This is a genomic window from Nostoc paludosum FACHB-159, from assembly GCF_014698835.1.
GTDB classification, from domain to species: Bacteria; Cyanobacteriota; Cyanobacteriia; order Cyanobacteriales; family Nostocaceae; genus Nostoc; species Nostoc paludosum.
In genome coordinates, this window is record NZ_JACJTU010000001.1 from 107675 (window position 1) to 126728 (window position 19054).

The following is a 19054-nucleotide window of genomic DNA, read 5'->3' on the forward strand; positions in this document are numbered from 1 at the left end:
ACTTTTATTAGTTAGTGGCGCAACACTAATATATAAAGATTTGTGTCAGCAAAAAGTACACAAAATACAACAGATGCTTAACAATAGATTTCAATTTGATGAGGTACGTAGCCTGAGCTTGGTAGCCAGACATCAAGCTTATCTTACTTAAGAATTCATCAATTCTGCTGTATCACCAGCTGATGCGGTTAGAATAACACGAAATTACACCGCCAGTTCCATGCCATTTTGCCACCTTGTCTTCTTCTTAACCTTCAGTTTGTATTTTCCAGTAATAGAATTAAGAACGAAGCCCTTGTAAAGCTTTCAACTATCAAAAGGTAGAAGCTCTAGTAGCAGATTTGACAAAATTGCAAAAACAGAAATCTGTGTCCAAAATACGCTTGTAAAATTTTTATGACTTCCCGGATTCGCTTTTTGATGTGTCCTCCCGATCACTACGATGTCGATTATGTGATTAATCCCTGGATGGAAGGGAATATTCACAAATCATCGCGCGATCGCGCCGTAGAACAGTGGCAAGGACTACACGAGCTGCTTAAAGAACACGCCATTGTAGACTTAGTGTCACCAGAGAAAGGTTGGCCAGATATGGTTTTTACTGCCAACGCTGGTTTGGTACTGGGAGATATCGTTGTTCTGAGTCGTTTTTTACACAGAGAACGTCAGGGAGAAGAACCTTACTTCAAACAATGGTTTGAAGAAAATGGTTATACAGTCAATGAACTTCCCAAAGATTTGCCTTTTGAAGGCGCAGGAGACGCACTGCTAGATCGGGAAGGACGCTGGTTATGGGCGGGATACGGTTTCCGTTCGGAATTAGATTCTCACCCTTACCTCGCAAAATGGCTGGATATTGAAGTACTCTCCTTGCGACTGATAGACGAACGTTTTTATCACCTGGATACTTGCTTTTGTCCGTTAGCAAACGGTTATTTGCTATACTATCCAGGTGCTTTTGATTCCTACTCCAACCGCTTAATTCAAATGCGGGTCGCACCAGAAAAGCGAATTGCTATTGCCGAAGCTGATGCAGTGAATTTTGCTTGTAATGCGGTGAATGTAGACAGCATCGTTATTATGAACAAGGCGAGTGATACTTTGAAATCCCGCCTTGCTGATGTTGGTTTCCAAGTGCTGGAAACACCGCTTACTGAATTTCTCAAAGCTGGTGGTGCGGCTAAATGTCTAACCTTACGCGTGACAGAACCAGTTAGAGAAGAACTTCATGCCAACGTCTCGGTGGAAAGCCGCGTCATTCGCATGGAAGGACACTTGCTAGATGCTGGTTTGATTAACCGCGCTCTGGATTTAATTGTAGATGCTGGCGGAAGTTTCCAAGTTCTGAATTTCAACTTAGGAGAACAGCGCCAAAGTACCTCAGCTGCCGAAGTGAAGGTATCAGCACCATCCCATGAAGTGATGGAAGAAATCATTTCGCGGTTGATTGATTTAGGTGCTGTAGACTTACCCCAAGATGAGCGAGACGCTAAACTAGAGCCTGTAACCCAAAATGGCGTAGCACCTGACGATTTCTACGTCAGTACAATTTATCCTACCGAAGTGCGGATTCATGGGCAGTGGGTGAAGGTGGAAAATCAGCGGATGGATGGCGCGATCGCCATTACTCAAACAGCCAATGGCTTCAAAGCAAGGTGTAAAATACTACGTGACTTAGAAATTGGCGAACAAGTAGTTACAGACGTGTTAGGTATCCGCACCATCCGCAAAACTGAATCGCGGGAACAACGCAGTACCCAAGAATTCACCTTTATGTCGTCGGGAGTTTCCAGCGAACGCCGCGTCGAATTAGTCGTGGAACAAGTGGCTTGGGAGTTGCGTAAAATCCGTGATGCTGGTGGTAAAGTAGTTGTCACAGCTGGCCCTGTGGTGATTCACACTGGTGGCGGCGAACACCTAGCGCAACTAATTCGCCAAGGATACGTACAAGCACTACTCGGTGGCAATGCGATCGCCGTCCATGACATCGAACAAAATATGATGGGCACCTCCTTGGGTGTGGACATGAAGCGGGGTGTGGCTGTACGTGGTGGACACCGCCATCACCTGAAGGTAATTAACACCATCCGCCGTTACGGTAGTATTCCCAAAGCTGTGGAAGCAGGGGTAATTAAGAGTGGCGTAATGTATGAGTGCGTCCAGAACGACGTGCCTTTTGTGCTTGCTGGGTCGATTCGGGATGACGGGCCTTTACCTGATACCCAAATGGATTTGCTCAAAGCCCAAGAACAATATGCCAAAAACTTAGAAGGTGCAGAGATGATTTTGATGCTGTCATCAATGCTACATTCCATTGGCGTGGGCAATATGACTCCGGCGGGAGTGAAAATGGTATGTGTGGATATTAATCCAGCTGTGGTGACAAAACTGAGCGATCGCGGTTCTATAGAATCAGTAGGTGTAGTCACAGATGTGGGATTATTCCTCAGCCTTTTGATTCAGCAGTTGGATAAATTAACAAGTCCCTATATTAGCAAGGTAGGTTAAAAAACGAACTACTCCAGATATAGCAGGAGGCAGGAGGCAGGAGGCAGAAGGCAGGAGGTAAAAGTCTTACTATGCCTAGCATTCAAGTTTTTAAAATGTCCTAACCTATGTGACTACCGCTATATTACACGAAACTTCTGGTGCGATCGCCATTAGGCGTAACAAGTTTAATAGTAGGGTAAGTATTTTCGACCCTACTATTTTTTGTTTTCTAAGATAGGATGCAATACACTTGGGTTAAGAAAAAGGGAACAGGGAATAGGCTTATCTAAACTGTATTGACTGTATTGATCTAAAAAGTATTCATGTACAGATGAATTCATCGTGTCTCAAAGATTGAACGGTGTAGTGTGGATAAACAAATATCAATATAGAGTAATGAAAGTTCATAGACTTGGAAAAATATTTATTTTTATTTTTTTAGCCTTTATATCAATGATTGCCTTGGTTAGCTTGCGATCGCCAGATGATAAACGACTTGACTTTTGTAATAATCTCAAACCACTGAACCAAATCGAAGTTAAAGATTACGATAATAATGGAATTAAGTCGCGTCAAGGGACATTTAGTACAAAAGTTTCATTTGGCGATCGCCAAGAACTAAAAGTAGTTATTTTTCCTAAAGCGCTTTCTCCTAAAATTTGGTCAACAGTATCCCAATCATCAATTCAATATATTGGTAACGGTGGCGATAATAATTGGCGAGAATGGTTGAGTCCTGATTATTTTTATTTACTTGAAGTCCCTTCAAAAGCAACGCTCAAATTTGAGTAAAAGAGAGTGAGGACTGGCGACTGGGGAGCAGAGGAGAGATGGGGAAGTGTGGGGAGTGTGGGGGGAAAGATTTTTTTCCTATCCTCCCACACCTCCCATCCCTCCCACACTTCCTGCTTGCCCCCTGCCCAATTCTCTTTTAACAAGGCATTAAAGCATCTAATCTCCCTAGTACTGCCAGATCTTCTGCATCTAACTCTACTGGTATTCCACTGCGAATTAATTCTGAAAAGTCTTCATTAGGCACCATTACAGTTAGAGTATACAACCGAGTGGAACCTGTATTTTTAATTAAATGTGTGCCAGTGGGAGGCACTAATAAACTATCTCCAGCTTTAATGTTAGCCATCTTGCCATCACACATGGCGATCGCTTCACCTTTAAGGACAAAAAACATTTCTACTGCCCACTGATGGCGGTTTGGCGGTGTTTGTCCGCCGACATCAAATATTTCTACGCAGCAAGTCAAGGAAGTATTCGCATTCGTCGAATCGAAAATAATCGCTAAACGATTAGAGTCGTTAGGACTGATGCGATATACTTGGTAATCTTTGGGAGATTTGATAATAGGAATTACACAACGAGTAGCGTGCATTTATTTATCCCCTCGAAGTTGTTGATATGATGACAAAAGATGCAAGTGTTGAATATTTAGTTGTTATTAATCTTATTTGCTGTGTGATTGGAGATTTAGAAAATGATCTCATCCAGAGGCACACAGAGAGAAGAGAGATTTTCACAAAGAATTTAGGATTGCTGTAGTTGTATGTCTAATATCATGCCCGGTTAATTACTTACTAAACTTGAAGAACCCCAAAGAGCTAAAGCTGTGCTTTATCTCCCCTAAGAGCTTGCGGGGAGGGGATTAAGGGGTAGGGTCTAATGATTACCGAAATCATAACTAATTACCCGAACATGATATAATTTACAAAATTACTAATCTGTAAATACAGACAAATACAGACGCGATTCATCGCGTCTCTACTCCTCACTTAAAGCTGTGAAAATTGCTTGAGAATCTGTGACAAAACCGAAGCATTGTTTGACATTGTACAATGTCGCCAACCAACAATATTCAGGTGATGTTGTAGCGGTGCAGTCTTTGACTAATATGCAGTCATATCCCAAGAAGTTGGCATCACATAATGTGGTCAGCACACATTGGTCAGCGTTGACACCAGCAAAAAATAGTGTCGTTTTTCCCAGATTCTTCAAGATACTATCCAAAGGTGTGTCCCAGAAGCCACTCATCCGGTATTTGTCTACGCAAATATCTTCTCTTAGCGGTTGTAGTTCATCCACCACTGCCGCGGCCCAACTACCCGCCATGAGTACTTTAGCACCATTTTTAGGTAAGGGATCGCCCAAACCCACGCCGTCACCCGTAGGGTTGTAGACGTGAAGCGAAGCTGCACTGATGTTGAGTAAGTCGGGACGATTCCCCCAATTCACCCAAATTATTGGCACACCAGCAGTACGCAGTTCTGGGAGTAAGTTCTTTAAAGGTTCAATGGGCTTACGGGCTGGGGTGACATCCACACCGATATGCGCTAACCAGCCGTCAGGGTGACAGAAGTCGTTTTGCATATCAATAACGAGAATAGCGGCTTTTGCGAGGTCTAGACGCAGGGTTTTTGTTTCTGTTGCTAAGATAACGGGTTGTGGGGTCTTTTGCGGACGAGTGATATCTGCAATAGCATCATTCACTGTCCACGCATTTGGTGGAAACCCCAATGTCCGTAATGGTAAATTCATAAAATTGCAATAGCCAATACCATTTTCTATTTTGTAACTTGAAACTCAGTCCAGAATACGATTACTTAATCAAGGTTAAATATGTTAAGTTTCACCATCCAAAATGTTTTGATTGCTACTACTGATGATTACGCGACTGTAGATGTACAGGTTGTAGATGGTAAAATCGCTGCCATTGCCCCGAACCTACAGGTAATCGGTACAGCTATAGATGGTAAACATAAGCTGCTGCTTCCTGGCTTTTTTAACGCCCACACCCACTCTTCGGAAATGTGGCAACGGGGGATTATGTCGGTTTTGCCTTTAGAATTATGGTTGGCAGAACTGTATGATTTTGCTCCTCTAGATACTGAACAAGTATATCTCAGCGCTTTGGGGACGGCGGTGGAAACTTTACTTTCCGGCGGGACGAGTGTAGTAGACCACTTAGTGTTAATTCCCGGACAAGAGTTAGAAACCATTGCTATTGCAATTCGCGCTTACAAAGAAATAGGAATTCGGGCTTTTATTGCGCCTTTAATTCAAGATGAATCTCTCACCGCAGGTATTCCATCTGGGGAGTCAACCCAAAATCATGAACCTTATTTTCGCTCAACTGCGGCAACATTGGAAATCATCGAAGAGGCGGTGAGAAAATTTCATCGCCCAGATGAAGGTGTGAGTATTTTAGTTGCACCAACAGGAATACAATTGTGTACAGATGCTTTGTTTGCAGGGTGTATTGAATTAAGCGATCGCTACAATCTTAGTCGTCATTCCCATTTACTCGAAACCAGGGCACAAGAAAAACTCGCCCAAGAAAAGTACGGTTGTACAGCCGTGGAACATTTGAAAAGAATTGGCTATTTAAGCAATAAAACTTCTCTTGCCCATTGTGTTTGGTTAAATGATAATGATATCGATATTCTCGCAGAAACTCAATCTACAGTTGTTCATAATCCCTTAAGCAATTTACGTTTAGGCAGTGGCATCGCCCCAATTTTAAAATATCGCCAAGCTGGAGTAAATGTCACTTTTGGTTGTGATGGTGCCTCTAGTAATGACTCTCAAGATTTGTTGGAAGCTATTAAAATTGGTTCAATTTTACATAACGTTACAGGCTTAGATTATCAGCACTGGATTACACCTCGAAAATCAATAGAAATGGCATCTTTAGGAGGTGCAAAAGGATTAAATGTTTCAGATAAACTTGGTTCTTTAAATGTTGGTAAACAAGCCGATTTAGTACTTTATGACCTCACAAATTTATCATTGTTACCACGTACAGACCCCATTGGTTTATTAGTTTTGGGGCGTCCTAGTAATGTTGTTAATAGTGCTTGGGTAAACGGCAAGCAAATTATTAATGATGGTAAATTTGCAACAATTAATGTTGATGAATTGCGAGAAGAATTATTTAATCGCAGTCAATGGGAGACTAAACGAAAATCTCAAACGGTAGAGCAATTAGAGCTTCATTATCGCAGGGTTATGGGGTTATAAAAGACAAATGAACAAGGATAAAATACCCTGTTTGATGCCGCAGTATAACATACTATAAAATGTTTTACACATTCATTTGTAGCCAAAGCTAAGATGGCTACCGACATCAGATGGGCTGAATTCAATACATCATGAAGCTGATTAGGCTCGTTCACGAAATAACCCTGTCATACTTAAACCAGTAATTAACAACCCGACTAATCCCAAACCATTTAAAAGGGGATAAATTTTTTCTAAATGCAAGATTTCCAGGGTATGTATTCTCAGGATAAATTCGCCCAAATCATCTTGATGCAACCATTCATGGGCAATGGTAAAGCTCATGCCAGTTACCACAGTGATAAATAATGGCAGACACAGCACGATCGCAATCTGACGATGGTATCGTCGAAACATTCGAGTCATAAACAAACGATTCCTGAAAAAGAATATTGCGCTTTACTCTTATACCACCAATTCTCTAAAATCAAGCAACAGATGTAAGGCAGGAAATTCTTCCTACATCTAAGTTTTTTAATTGCGAAATGGTATTACTTCCTGTTTTCAAAGCAACATTAACGTAACAAATTAATGTCAATTCGATGTACAGAATTTTGACCTCATCCCCAGCCGTTCTCCTCGAAGGAGAGGGGAGCAAAAAGCCTAATTTTTCGTTACTCCTCACTCTCCTCCCTGCTGGGTGAGGTCTGTCGAATTTACGTTAAATTATACTAAATAATCAAAAAATCTCTTCATCCCTACTCCCTCCCTCATCTGTAGAGTAAAACTGTTGGGCATAAAAACGCGCATAGCGCCCTTCTTTAGCCAGGAGAGAGGCGTGAGTACCAGCTTCAACTACCTGTCCTTGTTCGAGTACGAGAATGCAGTCAGCCCGACGAACGCTACTCAAGCGATGGGCGATAATAAACACGGTACGGTTTTGCATGACTCGCTCGATCGCCTCTTGAACTAGCGCTTCTGATTCCGAATCCAAAGCAGAAGTCGCTTCATCAAGGATGAGAATTCGGGGATCGTTGACGATGGCTCTGGCAATGGCTAATCTTTGGCGTTGTCCTCCCGATAGGTTAACTCCCCGTTCGCCTACCCAGCTATGGTAACCTTGGGAAAACTGGGTGATAAACGAGTGAGCGTTGGCAATCTTCGCCGCTTCCTCAATTGCTGCTAAATTTAATTCTTCCTGACCGTAACCAATATTTTCGGCGATCGTTCCTGAAAAAAGCGTAATTTCTTGGGGAACAATGCCAATTTGATGGCGCAAGCTGGTAAGGCTGACATCGCGGATATCGATATCATCAATCAAAATTTCACCCGCCTGGGGATCGTAGAAGCGAAGTAAAAGGCTAATTAACGTTGATTTTCCAGCACCAGAAGTCCCAACCAAGGCTATGACACTGCCAGGATCGGCTAGCAAAGAGAGATCCTTGAGGACTGGCTGACCGGGATTGTAGGCGAAATTGACATGACGATACTCTACTTTACCTGCAACTCGTGGCAATTCCTTAGCATTTGGTTTTTCGCTTAAATTCGGCTGCTTCGCCATCAATTCAAAGATGCGTTCGACAGAAGCCTCAGTTTGTTTGTACTCGTTGTAATTGCTAATCAACAAATCGATTGGCTGAATCAGTATAGCCACAGCAGCTAAGAAACTAATAAACCCTTGAGCTGTCAGCTGATTTTGAGAAATCTGCCACCCTCCCAATAGAAACAGCAGCATAATGCTAACTGCTTCCAAAAAACCGACAACGGGAAATTGAATAGATTTAAGTTGTAGGGCGCGATACTTAGCTTTGCGATTGCTTTCTGCTTCTCGATTGAATCGCTTAATTTCATACCCTTGTGCTGCAAAAGCTTGAACGACGCGAATCCCGCTAAAAACTTCAGTTAGCATCGCTGACAAATTAGAAACCTGATTTTGACTCTGGCGAGATAGTACAAGTAATCGCTGACCAAATAGCCCAATCAACCAAGCCATCAACGGAGCCAAAACAAAACTTGCAAGGGTGAGTCGCCAATTCAGGTAGAGCATGTAAATGGGAATCGCAATTAACTGCAAGAGATTGGAAAGAAACTGATGGGATAACTTGTCTACAATCTCGCCTACGCGATCGATATCTTCAGTTAGCCGATAAGTGAGGTCACCCGTTTGTGTGGTTTCAAAATAATCCAATCCGAGTTTGTGCAGGTGAGCGTAAACCCGCTTACGCAAGTTTAAAACCATGTTGAGAGCGGCAGCAATCATAAACACATTCTGCCCGTATTGACAAAGCCCTCGAACCAAAAATACCACAGTAGCTAGTCCGAGCCAGTAGGCAATCTGGTTAACATTTCCCTGACCAACAAAAAAAGCGATCTGACCTGTTAGGTAGGGCAGTGCTAGGGTGAACAACACAAATCCTAATATACAAATTAACCCCCGAACTAACAGCGGCCATTGGGGCCACAGATAGGGTAACAGTTGCCAGTAGCTAGAGCGGACTTTCATAAGTAGTTGGACAAAATTAAATTTATTTGTGGAGATAGAGAACGGGGTTGGGAGAATAGGGTTGGGGGAACAAGAAAACAACGTGTGTAATTAATTCTGTCTAAAGGACTTCCAATTAAAAAAATATCCAATTTGTTTGTGGTAGCGTGGCAAGACTCTGCATTGTGCATTATCGGCGGTTGCCCGAATTCAATAAACGACACCCCGAATTCAATAAACGACATCCCGAATTCAATAAACGACATCCCGAATTCAATAAACGACATCCCGAATTCAATAAACGACATCCCGAATTCAATAAGGGAGTTCCAAGTAAAAAATATTCCATTGCTATTGTTTGCTGTTGACGGGGTTCACAGTTAACAAGAGCCAGTGCGTTGCTCTGGTTCCCAAAGTTGTTCGCTTTTAGCGTTCCCGTTCCCTCGTTCGCGTTAGCGTCTCCAAAGGAGAAGAGGGTTCCCGCAGGGTAGGGTGGCAACTGGCGTTCAACAGTCAACGACCTGAAGCGGTTGTTTTTATTTTTTGGAAGTTCCTAAGTACTTAATTCAATTCTGTATTGTTATCCTTACCTTCATGATTAAAATTTGGCGGCATCAGCAATTTTGTAAATACTGAATTCTGACTCCTGAATTCTGACGTAATTTTTACTCAATTTCTCCTAGAGAGGTTAGCACAAAGCGAGCAATTCTTTCAGATGCGCCGGGTGGGCCGAATCGCTCAGGGCCATTCTTTTGACACTTAGCGAGGTAGTCTGCATCTTGTAAAGTCTCGACTGTTCGTCTAGCGGCTTGTTTGAGAGTGTCAGGGGTTGCTGGCCCTGTGCCGATGGTTTGGGCATTAATGCCTAAGAGTCGAGTTTGCGCCTCTGCAAATGCATAGGTAAATTGAGGCCCTTCTCCGGGAATTTGGATAATTGGTTTGCCGATCGCCACTGCTAAATCTACCGCCAAACCTGCCATCCCAATGACGAGGTTAGAGTAATATACGATATCACTGAAGGCATCTGAGTAACATCTCACTTCTACAAGCGGTGATTCCTGGGCAGAACTTCCCGGCAAAGAATAGGTGAGTACGCCTTGATTGAGTTGCCAACCTTGACTTTTAGCAATATCGTCTAGTTCTGCCATCAAACTTGGCACTAAGGCAGCGCGAAACTGGAATCTTGACTCCGGCATTACTTTGGCAATTTCTACCACCAGTTGCAACTGCAAACAGAAGTTGCGTGAGGCTTCTGGCATTCGTGAGCCTGGGAGGAGGGCGATCGCTGGAATGTCTGGTTTGAGCTGCAAGTCTTTACCAGTGGGGACAAGCCGGTCTAAAGCGGGAATACCGCCAAACTGAGCTTTAGCTATACCTTGCCGTTGCAGGTCAGCAGCCGTATAAGAATCTCTGGTGAAAACTGTCAGACAGCGAGAAGAATTCAAATCGTGCCACAGCAATGGATTAATACGCAATCGCCCTTCATAGATGGCAGAAAGACAAGAGATAAACGACACAAAGGGGCGCTTGGTTAAGTAAGCAAATGTCTGAGAGATAAAATCCCCAGTAGCCATAACTAAATCGCAGTTGGGAGCATACTTTAAGACCGCTTGTAACTGGCGCCACGTTAACCCAACCAATCCAGATTGAAAATCTTTGAGCAAATAGAGGCGCTTCATGTAAAAGAATCCTCCAGAGGGCATTGTTTGTGTGGGCCCAATAATCGGAATGTCCAAGTTGCGGTAAGCTTTTCCTTCTCCCACAATCGGCATTGCCGCCATCTCAATGGAAGGACACAATTCTCGGAGGGTCTGAATAACATGAGAGGTGTGATTGTCCTCTCCGTGGCCGTTACTGATAAACAAGATTCGCTTAGAAGGCATCTTGGGGTTTTTGATAAATCTAAAATGCTTATTTAATGAGATTTTTAACCAAAGGACTGGGGATTAGGTAATTAGTGGGAAAATTATAAAATTTACTCTTACCTACAGACAAAATTACTTTTAAAGGTGTAAACCTGAATGGTATTCCTCCTAATCCCTGTTTTTGCAGATACTAATTTATCAGAGAATACAGTATTGAGAGTGCCAGCGCTACCGGTACATCGATACTGGGTTCATAAATTCAAAATCTAAAATTGTCTGACGACAAAGTTATAAAAAAGTTGTATCCCCAGAGTAAATATGGAACGCGCTATTTCTGCGTTGGGAATTTTAATTTTTCTCGCTATATCCTACACCTTCTCAGTGAATCGTCAGGCGGTGCGTTGGCGAATAGTCGCCTGGGGTTTGGGATTGGAGTTTATATTTGCCCTAGTGATTCTGAAAACTCCTTGGGGCTTGAATGTGTTTAAATCTCTCGGAGATATTGTCAGTCAATTTTTAGCATTCTCTGATGTTGGTGCCAAATTTGTCTTTGGAGAAAATTTTAAGGATCATTTCTTTGCCTTCCAAGTGTTGCCGACAATTATCTTTTTCTCTGCTTTCATCAGCGTCTTGTATCACTACGGAATTTTACAGCGAGTGGTAAGTGTAATGGCGTGGGTGATGATGAAGACGATGAAAACATCGGGTTCTGAATCTTTATCCTGTGCAAGTAACATCTTTTTGGGGCCAACAGAGTCAGCCCTGATGGTGAAACCTTACATAGCGAATATGACGCAATCTGAACTCCATGCGCTGATGACGACTGGTTTTGCCACAATTGCAGGTGGAGTACTAGGAGCATATATTTCCTTTGGCCTACAAACAGAACACCTGATTGCGGCTTTTTTTATGACTGCTCCCACATCTTTGGTGGTATCAAAATTGCTGTACCCAGAAACAGAAGTATCAGAAACAGCTGGTAAGGTAAAGGTGAATGTAGAAACTAATTATATAAATGTAATTGATGCAGCTAGTAGCGGAGCAATTGACGGCGTAAAGCTAGCAGTTAATGTTGGGGTGATGATTATTGCTTTTTTGGGATTATTAGCTGCTGTCAATGCACTGCTGGGATGGTTAGGCGGATTTTTCGGTTTACAGCAACTTTCATTACAGCGGATTTTGTCTTATTTTATGGCTCCTGTAGCATTTTTGATGGGTGTACCTTGGGCTGATTGTCAGCAAGTTGGGGCTTTATTAGGTACAAAGACAATTCTGAATGAGTTTATTGCTTTTTTGGATTTGAAGGCACTAATTGAGGGCGGTAAAATTTCCCAGCGTTCAGTCATAATTGCAACTTACGCATTATGTAACTTTGCAAATATTGGTTCAATTGGCATTACCATCGGCGGTATTACTGGTATAGCACCCAATCGCCAGCATGATTTAGCTCGTATGGGTGTTAAGGCAATGATTAGCGGATTGTTAGGGAGCTTTATTACTGCTTGTATTGCTGGGATGTTGATTTAAAGGGGGCATGGGGCATGGGGCATGGGGTAGGGGGCGGATAAAGTTGAAAAAAATTTGCTGTGTGGGAAATAATTATTAGCGATCGCTCCATCTTTCACCAATGAACAACTATTAAAGGTAGATTAAATTAATTGAGGTTCTTTTTCACAATAAAGGCGATCGCAATAGACTGCCCAGCTAGCGGCAAATAAACCAGTAATAGAAGTAGCGATAACCGCTGCAACACCCCATCCCACAGCCCCAAGCCAATCAGCAATCTCACAGACGATGGCTGTAGTGGTTTTGCTAACGATATAAGCTGTACCTGTGGCAGCAAGGGTAACTAAACCCAACTCCGCCAGCATTTCCAAGATTCCTTTATTAGATAAGTCTTCATGAAAATAGATTTTCCAGATAGTGGTAAACATAGCAACATCAGAAGCCGTTAACACAATCTGTTTCGGAATTTCTACGCCAGGGGTTGGGGCAGCTGAGGCAGTACCATTGCCAATAGAATAAGTGGCGATCGCTAAAACAACTTCCAATCTTTTCTTGCCCAGATTACTCACTGTCTTATCTCCTGTAAGAGTTGCATTTACATCATCAACTTCGTAAAGTCAGCTTTATAACTAGGTTAACTGAATCTTCAGTATGGGGAAACTTGGGGACAAATCAATTCAAAATTCACGCATTAAAGAACTTCTGCCCCCTGCCCAATGCCCAATGCCCCCTGCCCAATGCCCAATAACTAATAATTTCAGCCATATTCCGCTTTCAGATAGAAGTATTTGCCTTAAAATTTATGTAATCATCAAATACTGAATATTATTTTTATTCACTTAAAATTTCTTTAACTTTAATAGAATGCCAGACGCGGAAAAGTCTCAAAACCAGCTGGCTAGTGACAAGCTGCTGTATAGGCAAGTTAATAAAGAATCCAATTATTCGTTAGTAGCCAATCAAGAAGAGGGAATGATTCTTCTGTTACCTGATGGGAGAATTCAAGCTTGTAATGCCGCTGTTGAAAGCATTTTGGGAGTTACAACCGAGCAGTTTGTGGGACAAAATTTGCTCGAACCCAAATGGCAATTTATTAATGAAAATGGCTCACCTTTGCTGTGTGAGATTCACCCGGCGATGGTTGCTCTGAAGACGGGTAAACCTTGTTTGAATGTAGTCTGTGGGTTCTATAAGCCTAATGGTCAGCTAGTCTGGCTGTTATTATCTTCACAACCGCTATTTCAAGTTACAGGGACTACTCCCTACGCGATCGCCACAACTTTTTCGGATATTACTGAATCTAAGTACCTTGAAGTTGAAGATCCTAAAAAAATTGATGTAGACGATTTTCGACCTGGGTGGAATAGTCAACGTCTGTTTCAACAAATTGCTGGCACTCTTCCAGGCATACTGTATATCTATGACGTAATCGAGCAGCGAAATTGTTACGTTAATTACGAAATCACTGAATTTTGGGGCTACACACCAGAACAAATCCAAGCTATGGGAAGTGACTTATTTCCCCAACTTCTACACCCTGAGGATTTAGCTCGGCTCCCAAGCCATGTAGAAAAATTTAATTCTGCCCATAATGGGGAAGTCCTCATTTTTGAATACCAAATTCGACACGCCAATGGTGAGTGGCGCTGGTTTTGTAGCTATGAGACTGTGTACAGCAGAACTGGTGAGGGATTAACACATTATCTTTTGGGAATCGCTTTCGATATTACAGACCGACGGCGCACAGAAATTTCTCTACGCCAAAGTAACGAAAGGTTTGAGCTAGCAGCAGCAGCGGTTAATTCTGTGATTTACGACTGGGAGATTCTTAACAATACTGTGGAAAGAACTCAGGGTTTAACTCAGGTTTTTGGCTACACGCAACAAGAAGCTAAACCTACCCTTGAGTGGTGGCAAGAACGCATCCACCCCGACGATCTGTCAATGGTCACGGATGAGTTCATCGCTAGTATGGCGACTGGCAACCGTTATAGCGTCAAGTATCGAGTGCGTCACAAGGATGGCCGCTATTTGTGGGTGCAAGACAAGGGGTTTGCAGTCCGGGATGCAAATGGTCAGGTAGTCAGGGTAGTTGGTGCTAGTACTGATATTACCGAACAGCAAGCTGCACTGCACGATCGCCAACAAGCCGAAACAAAGCTACGAGAAAGTGAAGAACGCATTCGATTGGCAACTAACGCCGCTGAACTTGGTATGTGGTTTTGGAATATCACTACCAACGAGTTAATTTGGACAGACAAATGCAAGCAACTGTTTGGACTATCCCCGGAAGCCGAAGTTAATTTTCAGGTTTTCCTCAACTGCGTACATCGAGAAGACCACCCACTTATTGAGGAAGCGATCGCCAATTGTATCGAAAAAAAACTTGATTATGACATTGAATACCGCAGCGTTTGGCATGATGGCAGTATCCATTGGATTGACGCTAAAGGTCGTGTCTTTTGCGACACCGATGGCAAAGCAGTAAAGATGATGGGTACTGCCCAAGATATTACCCAGCGCAAACAGGCAGAAAATGATTTACGTCAGCGCGAAACTCAATTAAGGCGGTTAGTTGATTCCAACATTATTGGCATTATCTTCGCTACTCCTGATTACATTACTGAGGCCAACGAAGCGTTTCTAGAAATGGTAGGTTATACGCGAGAGGAATTATTAGCAGGTAAGGTACGCAGACAAGACATCACTCCACCTGAATATCATCCTCTCGATCGCCAGAGCATAGAGCAACTTTTAGCAGTTGGGGTATGTAGTGCTTACGAAAAAGAATATATTCGCAAGGATGGTTCCCGGATTCCCATATTAATTGGTGGTGCAATGGTTGAGCGATCGCCGATGTCTTGGATTTGTTTTATTATTGACCTCACCCCCAGAAAAAAATTAGAACAAGCACTCAGGCAACAAGCAGAGGAACTCAAACAAGCAAACCGCAATAAAGATGAGTTTTTGGCCATTCTCTCCCACGAATTGCGATCGCCCCTCAACCCAATTCTGGGATGGTCATCTCTCCTCAGAAGTCGCAAATTTGATGAAGATACTACCAATCGTGCTTTAGAAACCATCGAAAGAAATACCCAATTGCAAATTCAATTAATTGATGAATTGCTTGATGTCTCCCGAATTATTCGCGGTAAGCTAAATTTGACTTTTGCCCCTGTCAACCCCATAGCTGTAATTGAAGCTGCATTGGAAACAGTCCGGTTAATTGCAGAAACCAAATCTATTCAAATAAAAACCCAGTTTGACACGAATGTCGGTAAAGTCTCTGGTGATTTTTATCGGTTACAGCAAGTTGTGGGGAATTTGCTCTCCAATGCTGTCAAATTTACTCCTGCTCGTGGAACAGTGGAAGTTAGCCTTTCATTAACTCAAGATTTGACTTCCCAGTGGGCAGTAATTCAAGTCAAAGATACAGGCCAAGGTATTTCACCCGAATTTTTACCCCACGTATTTGAATATTTTCGTCAAGCTGATAGCAGCACAACCAGGAAATTTGGGGGGCTGGGGCTGGGATTAGCAATAGTTCGCCGTTTAGTGGAGTTGCATGGCGGAAGTGCGATGGCCGATAGTTTAGGAATTGGACAGGGAGCGATTTTTACTATCAGACTACCTGCGATCAAAGAAAGTAGGGCAACAAGGGAAGCAGACGGAGTAGGAAGAACAACGGAAAAATTTAACTTTTCCCTGTTGAATGGGGTACAGATATTAATTGTCGATGATGATGCGGATACTAGGGAGTTTGTATCCTTCTTGCTACAACAGAATGGCGCAGTGATAACTGCCGCTGCATCTGCAACTGAAGCCCTAGACGCCATTGCCAAGAATCTACCCGATTTATTAATCAGCGATTTAGCAATGCCGGAGATGGATGGCTATGGTTTGATGAAGCACATCAGAGCAATGCCAAAAGATAAGGGTGGAGAAATTTTGGCCATCGCTCTGACGGCTTATGTTGGAGAAAGCGATCGAGAGCGAGTTTTGAGAGTTGGTTTTGACAAACACATTGCCAAACCAGTACAACCAGTTGAACTCCTGACTTCAATTGCAGATTTGCTCAAGCAAAAATTTTAAGGACGCAGGAGGCAGAAGGCAGGAGGCAGAAGGAATCCCCATAAATAAATTTAGGGGATTTAATGCTCAACGATATAGCAACATGAATGCATAAAAAAGTTTTGGTAAAATTGCTACAGGTAAATAATTAGTAGCTTGGGAAATACACATGAAAACCACTGGTATTCATCATGTAGCAATAATTTGTTCTGACTACGATCGCTCAAAAAAGTTTTATGTTGAAACTTTAGGTTTTGCGATTATTGCAGAGACCTTTCGTGCCGAGAGAAATTCTTATAAATTAGATTTACGAGTTGGAGAAAATGCTCAAATAGAGTTATTCTCCTTCCCCAACCCGCCGCAAAGATTTAGTAGTCCAGAGGCTTGTGGTTTAAGGCATTTAGCTTTTAAAGTTGATGATATTGAGCAAAGTGTAAATTACTTAAAATCTCAAGGTGTAGTGACAGAAAATATTAGAGTTGATGAACTAACAGGCAAAAAGTTTACTTTTTTTAAAGACCCAGATAATTTACCATTAGAAATTTATGAAAATTAGAGAATATAGATTATCTGATACTCAGGCGATCGCCAATTTATTTTACGATACAATTCACGAAATTAATATTGCCGACTACACTCAAGAACAAGTCGAAGCTTGGGCACCGAAAAATATGGACTATGAAGTTTGGCATAAAAGATTACAAGTCAAGCTACCCTACATTGCTGAAGATAATGGCGAGATAGTTGGCTTTGGAGAATTAGAAGCCGATGGTCACATTGATTGTTTTTATTGTCATAGCAAACACCAAAGAAAAGGTATTGGTTCAAAACTCTTAACACATATAGAAAATACTGCAAAATCACAAGGAATTACACGACTGTATACAGAAGCGAGTATTACTGCAAAGCCATTTTTTGAAAATAAAGGATTTATTGTAGTCAGGGAACAGCAAGTAGAACGGCGGGGAGTTTGGTTTAAAAACTATGTAATGGAAAAATATTTATAAATCGGCATTACTAACATACTTCATTTTAATTAAGCGATTAAGTAAGCTAACGATACACATTTAATGCTTGAATACAATTCTTATAATTTAAAAGATATAGCCGCAGCCACATAAATTAGGACATAATAACAAGCGTGAATGCTAGGAATGGTAATAGTTTTACCTCCTGCCTCTCGCTATATAGCAATCCTATTTGATTTGCTCTCCATCGAAAGGCTCAGATCCCCGACTTCTTGAAGAAGTCGGGGATCTTTTTGCTCATAACTCATTTAGAACTGCTATATAAAAATTTAAATTAGCAAATTGGTATTATAATATGTGTAGGTTGAATGCCTAAATAACAATATTAAGTAAGTGAGTCTAATTAATAAATAATCGGTGCAGTTGACTGCACCGATCGCTGGCTACGCACAATTTAATTATTAATTGCACCTAACATTTCCCTCACGCCAATGCTGAAGCTTGGGGTTTGGCAAAAATCATCCGCCCTGCTGTAGTTTGCAAAGCACTGGTGACTACTACTCGAAGTTCACCACCCACATAACTGCTGCCTTCTTCAACGACTACCATTGTGCCGTCATCGAGGTAACCAATGCCTTGGCTGGGTTCTTTACCTTCTTTGAGAATCTTCAAATCTAGGTTGTCACCAGGTAAATAACTGGGACGGACGGCGTTAACTAAATCATTGACATTTAAAACAGGTACTTTCTGAACGCTGGCAACTTTAGATAAGTTGTAGTCATTGGTTAGCAATGTACCGCTAATTTCTTGGGCAAAACGGACTAACTTGGCATCAACTGTGGGAATATCTTCGTAGTCAATTGGGTTGATGAGGATGCGATCGGGGTAAGTTTCTTTAATGCGGTTGAGAATTTCTAGTCCTCGCCTTCCCCGGACTCGTTTTTGATCTTTGCTAGCATCGGCTACTTGTTGGAGTTCTTGCAAAACAAACTGCGGTACGAGAATTTGTCCTTCCAAAAACCCTGTTTCTAGTAGCGCTTCAATGCGACCATCGATAATGCAGCTAGTGTCTAAAACTTTGGTATTGGCGGGTTTTAGCGTTCCTTCCACAATCAAAGATTCTACGGTGTTGGGATTAATGAACCGCAATAAACCGCGTCCGTGGGTATCTGCTAAATTCATACCAGTGACAGACAGGATAATACTGCCGACAACTGCCACTAGTGGTTTAATAAATCCGAAATCTGCGGGTATGGGTAACAAAAATAACGGCGCTAGCATGAGGTTCGCTAGCAATAGCCCAATCACTAAACCAATGGCACGAGTTAAGATAACTTCTAGAGGCATTTCTTTGACTTGTGCCTCTAAGCGACGATATGTAGTCTGGAAACTCAAGCCGATAGCACCACCAATAATGGCGGCAAAAACGGCAATAATTAAACGTAAAGCTTCGACATTTGTCACCTTCTCTAAGGTGCCATTGGGTAGTAGTTCGATGCTGTAGAACCCTATTCCCGATGCTGCTAGGATGAATGAAAAAATGATAATGGCGTCAAGCATGGTTATCTTGTTTTCCTACAACTGTGTTAACCGATAAAATTAGGTATTTTTTATTTCATCGGTAATATAGACTAATCAATATTGAATTACACTAAGGGTTTAGG

At 42.1% G+C, this 19054-nt stretch carries 14 protein-coding genes; 7 read left to right on the forward strand and 7 right to left on the reverse strand.

The genetic code is table 11. From position 1 onward, the window contains the following. The first annotated feature begins 396 nt into the window (after nucleotides 1-396). Together argZ and H6H03_RS00465 are read left to right on the forward strand one after the other, a co-directional pair. On the forward strand, nucleotides 397-2508 hold the full coding sequence (argZ, locus tag H6H03_RS00460; RefSeq protein WP_190953119.1) for a bifunctional arginine dihydrolase/ornithine cyclodeaminase: 2112 nt from the start codon (nucleotides 397-399) through the stop codon (nucleotides 2506-2508). A 378-nt stretch (nucleotides 2509-2886) separates the two neighbouring features. Next, a complete protein-coding gene (locus tag H6H03_RS00465) occupies nucleotides 2887-3282 on the forward strand; it encodes a hypothetical protein (RefSeq protein WP_190953120.1) in 396 nt (131 codons plus the stop codon). A 139-nt stretch (nucleotides 3283-3421) separates the two neighbouring features. On the opposite strand, the gene H6H03_RS00470 is transcribed toward H6H03_RS00465, so the two are convergent. Together H6H03_RS00470 and H6H03_RS00475 are read right to left on the reverse strand one after the other, a co-directional pair. Beyond that, the gene (locus H6H03_RS00470; protein WP_190953121.1) at nucleotides 3422-3877 is read right to left on the reverse strand and encodes a cupin domain-containing protein; all 456 of its coding nucleotides are present in this window, start codon (nucleotides 3875-3877) and stop codon (nucleotides 3422-3424) included. A gap of 386 nt (nucleotides 3878-4263) precedes the next feature. After that, nucleotides 4264-5037, reverse strand: a complete 774-nt coding sequence (locus H6H03_RS00475) for a cysteine hydrolase family protein (protein ID WP_190953122.1) — start codon at nucleotides 5035-5037, stop codon at nucleotides 4264-4266. Between the two features lie 81 nt (nucleotides 5038-5118). Here H6H03_RS00475 and H6H03_RS00480 point away from each other — a divergent pair, with 81 nt between their 5' ends. Beyond that, nucleotides 5119-6519 (forward strand): amidohydrolase, encoded by a 1401-nt coding sequence (locus H6H03_RS00480; protein WP_190953123.1) that lies wholly within the window; start codon nucleotides 5119-5121, stop codon nucleotides 6517-6519. Nucleotides 6520-6660: 141 nt separating this feature from the next. On the opposite strand, the gene H6H03_RS00485 is transcribed toward H6H03_RS00480, so the two are convergent. From H6H03_RS00485 to H6H03_RS00495, 3 genes are all read right to left on the reverse strand, one after another. Further along, a complete protein-coding gene (locus H6H03_RS00485) occupies nucleotides 6661-6924 on the reverse strand; it encodes a peptidase (protein WP_190953124.1) in 264 nt (87 codons plus the stop codon). A gap of 313 nt (nucleotides 6925-7237) precedes the next feature. Further along, entirely contained in the window at nucleotides 7238-9001 is a 1764-nt protein-coding gene (locus H6H03_RS00490) for an ABC transporter ATP-binding protein (protein WP_190953125.1), read from the reverse strand. 644 nt (nucleotides 9002-9645) lie between these two features. Next, a complete protein-coding gene (locus tag H6H03_RS00495) occupies nucleotides 9646-10863 on the reverse strand; it encodes a lipid-A-disaccharide synthase-related protein (protein ID WP_190953126.1) in 1218 nt (405 codons plus the stop codon). 300 nt (nucleotides 10864-11163) lie between these two features. Between H6H03_RS00495 and H6H03_RS00500 the strand changes: the two genes are divergently transcribed. Beyond that, nucleotides 11164-12372 carry a NupC/NupG family nucleoside CNT transporter gene (locus H6H03_RS00500; RefSeq protein WP_190953127.1) on the forward strand — a complete coding sequence of 403 codons (1209 nt, stop codon included), beginning with the start codon at nucleotides 11164-11166 and terminating at the stop codon, nucleotides 12370-12372. A 122-nt stretch (nucleotides 12373-12494) separates the two neighbouring features. Here H6H03_RS00500 and H6H03_RS00505 read toward each other — a convergent pair whose 3' ends face one another. Continuing rightward, a complete protein-coding gene (locus H6H03_RS00505; RefSeq protein WP_190953128.1) occupies nucleotides 12495-12920 on the reverse strand; it encodes a hypothetical protein in 426 nt (141 codons plus the stop codon). Nucleotides 12921-13215: 295 nt separating this feature from the next. On the opposite strand from H6H03_RS00505, the gene H6H03_RS00510 reads away from it, so the two are divergent. From H6H03_RS00510 to H6H03_RS00520, 3 genes are all read left to right on the forward strand, one after another. Beyond that, nucleotides 13216-16443 carry a PAS domain-containing hybrid sensor histidine kinase/response regulator gene (locus tag H6H03_RS00510; protein WP_190953129.1) on the forward strand — a complete coding sequence of 1076 codons (3228 nt, stop codon included), beginning with the start codon at nucleotides 13216-13218 and terminating at the stop codon, nucleotides 16441-16443. 148 nt (nucleotides 16444-16591) lie between these two features. After that, a complete protein-coding gene (gloA2, locus tag H6H03_RS00515; protein WP_190953130.1) occupies nucleotides 16592-16978 on the forward strand; it encodes an SMU1112c/YaeR family gloxylase I-like metalloprotein in 387 nt (128 codons plus the stop codon). Then, nucleotides 16968-17429: a GNAT family N-acetyltransferase gene (locus H6H03_RS00520; protein ID WP_190953131.1), complete on the forward strand. Its 462-nt coding sequence runs from the start codon at nucleotides 16968-16970 to the stop codon at nucleotides 17427-17429. Before gloA2 ends, H6H03_RS00520 begins: the two co-directional genes overlap by 11 nt. A 444-nt stretch (nucleotides 17430-17873) precedes the next feature. Here the strand turns inward: H6H03_RS00520 and H6H03_RS00525 are convergent, their stop codons facing one another. After that, nucleotides 17874-18950: a PIN/TRAM domain-containing protein gene (locus H6H03_RS00525; RefSeq protein WP_190953132.1), complete on the reverse strand. Its 1077-nt coding sequence runs from the start codon at nucleotides 18948-18950 to the stop codon at nucleotides 17874-17876. Nucleotides 18951-19054 lie beyond the last annotated feature (104 nt).

Excerpts from the sequence above, each read along its gene's own strand:
- argZ (WP_190953119.1), top strand. The coding sequence starts at position 397 with ATGACTTCCCGGATTCGCTTTTTGATGTGTCCTCCCGATCACTACGAT.
- H6H03_RS00520 (WP_190953131.1), top strand. The coding sequence starts at position 16,968 with ATGAAAATTAGAGAATATAGATTATCTGATACTCAGGCGATCGCCAAT.
- H6H03_RS00475 (WP_190953122.1), bottom strand. The coding sequence starts at position 5,037 with ATGAATTTACCATTACGGACATTGGGGTTTCCACCAAATGCGTGGACA.
- H6H03_RS00470 (WP_190953121.1), bottom strand. The coding sequence starts at position 3,877 with ATGCACGCTACTCGTTGTGTAATTCCTATTATCAAATCTCCCAAAGAT.
- H6H03_RS00480 (WP_190953123.1), top strand. The coding sequence starts at position 5,119 with ATGTTAAGTTTCACCATCCAAAATGTTTTGATTGCTACTACTGATGAT.
- H6H03_RS00495 (WP_190953126.1), bottom strand. The coding sequence starts at position 10,863 with ATGCCTTCTAAGCGAATCTTGTTTATCAGTAACGGCCACGGAGAGGAC.
- gloA2 (WP_190953130.1), top strand. The coding sequence starts at position 16,592 with ATGAAAACCACTGGTATTCATCATGTAGCAATAATTTGTTCTGACTAC.
- H6H03_RS00510 (WP_190953129.1), top strand. The coding sequence starts at position 13,216 with ATGCCAGACGCGGAAAAGTCTCAAAACCAGCTGGCTAGTGACAAGCTG.
- H6H03_RS00485 (WP_190953124.1), bottom strand. The coding sequence starts at position 6,924 with ATGACTCGAATGTTTCGACGATACCATCGTCAGATTGCGATCGTGCTG.
- H6H03_RS00525 (WP_190953132.1), bottom strand. The coding sequence starts at position 18,950 with ATGCTTGACGCCATTATCATTTTTTCATTCATCCTAGCAGCATCGGGA.
- H6H03_RS00465 (WP_190953120.1), top strand. The coding sequence starts at position 2,887 with ATGAAAGTTCATAGACTTGGAAAAATATTTATTTTTATTTTTTTAGCC.
- H6H03_RS00500 (WP_190953127.1), top strand. The coding sequence starts at position 11,164 with ATGGAACGCGCTATTTCTGCGTTGGGAATTTTAATTTTTCTCGCTATA.
- H6H03_RS00490 (WP_190953125.1), bottom strand. The coding sequence starts at position 9,001 with ATGAAAGTCCGCTCTAGCTACTGGCAACTGTTACCCTATCTGTGGCCC.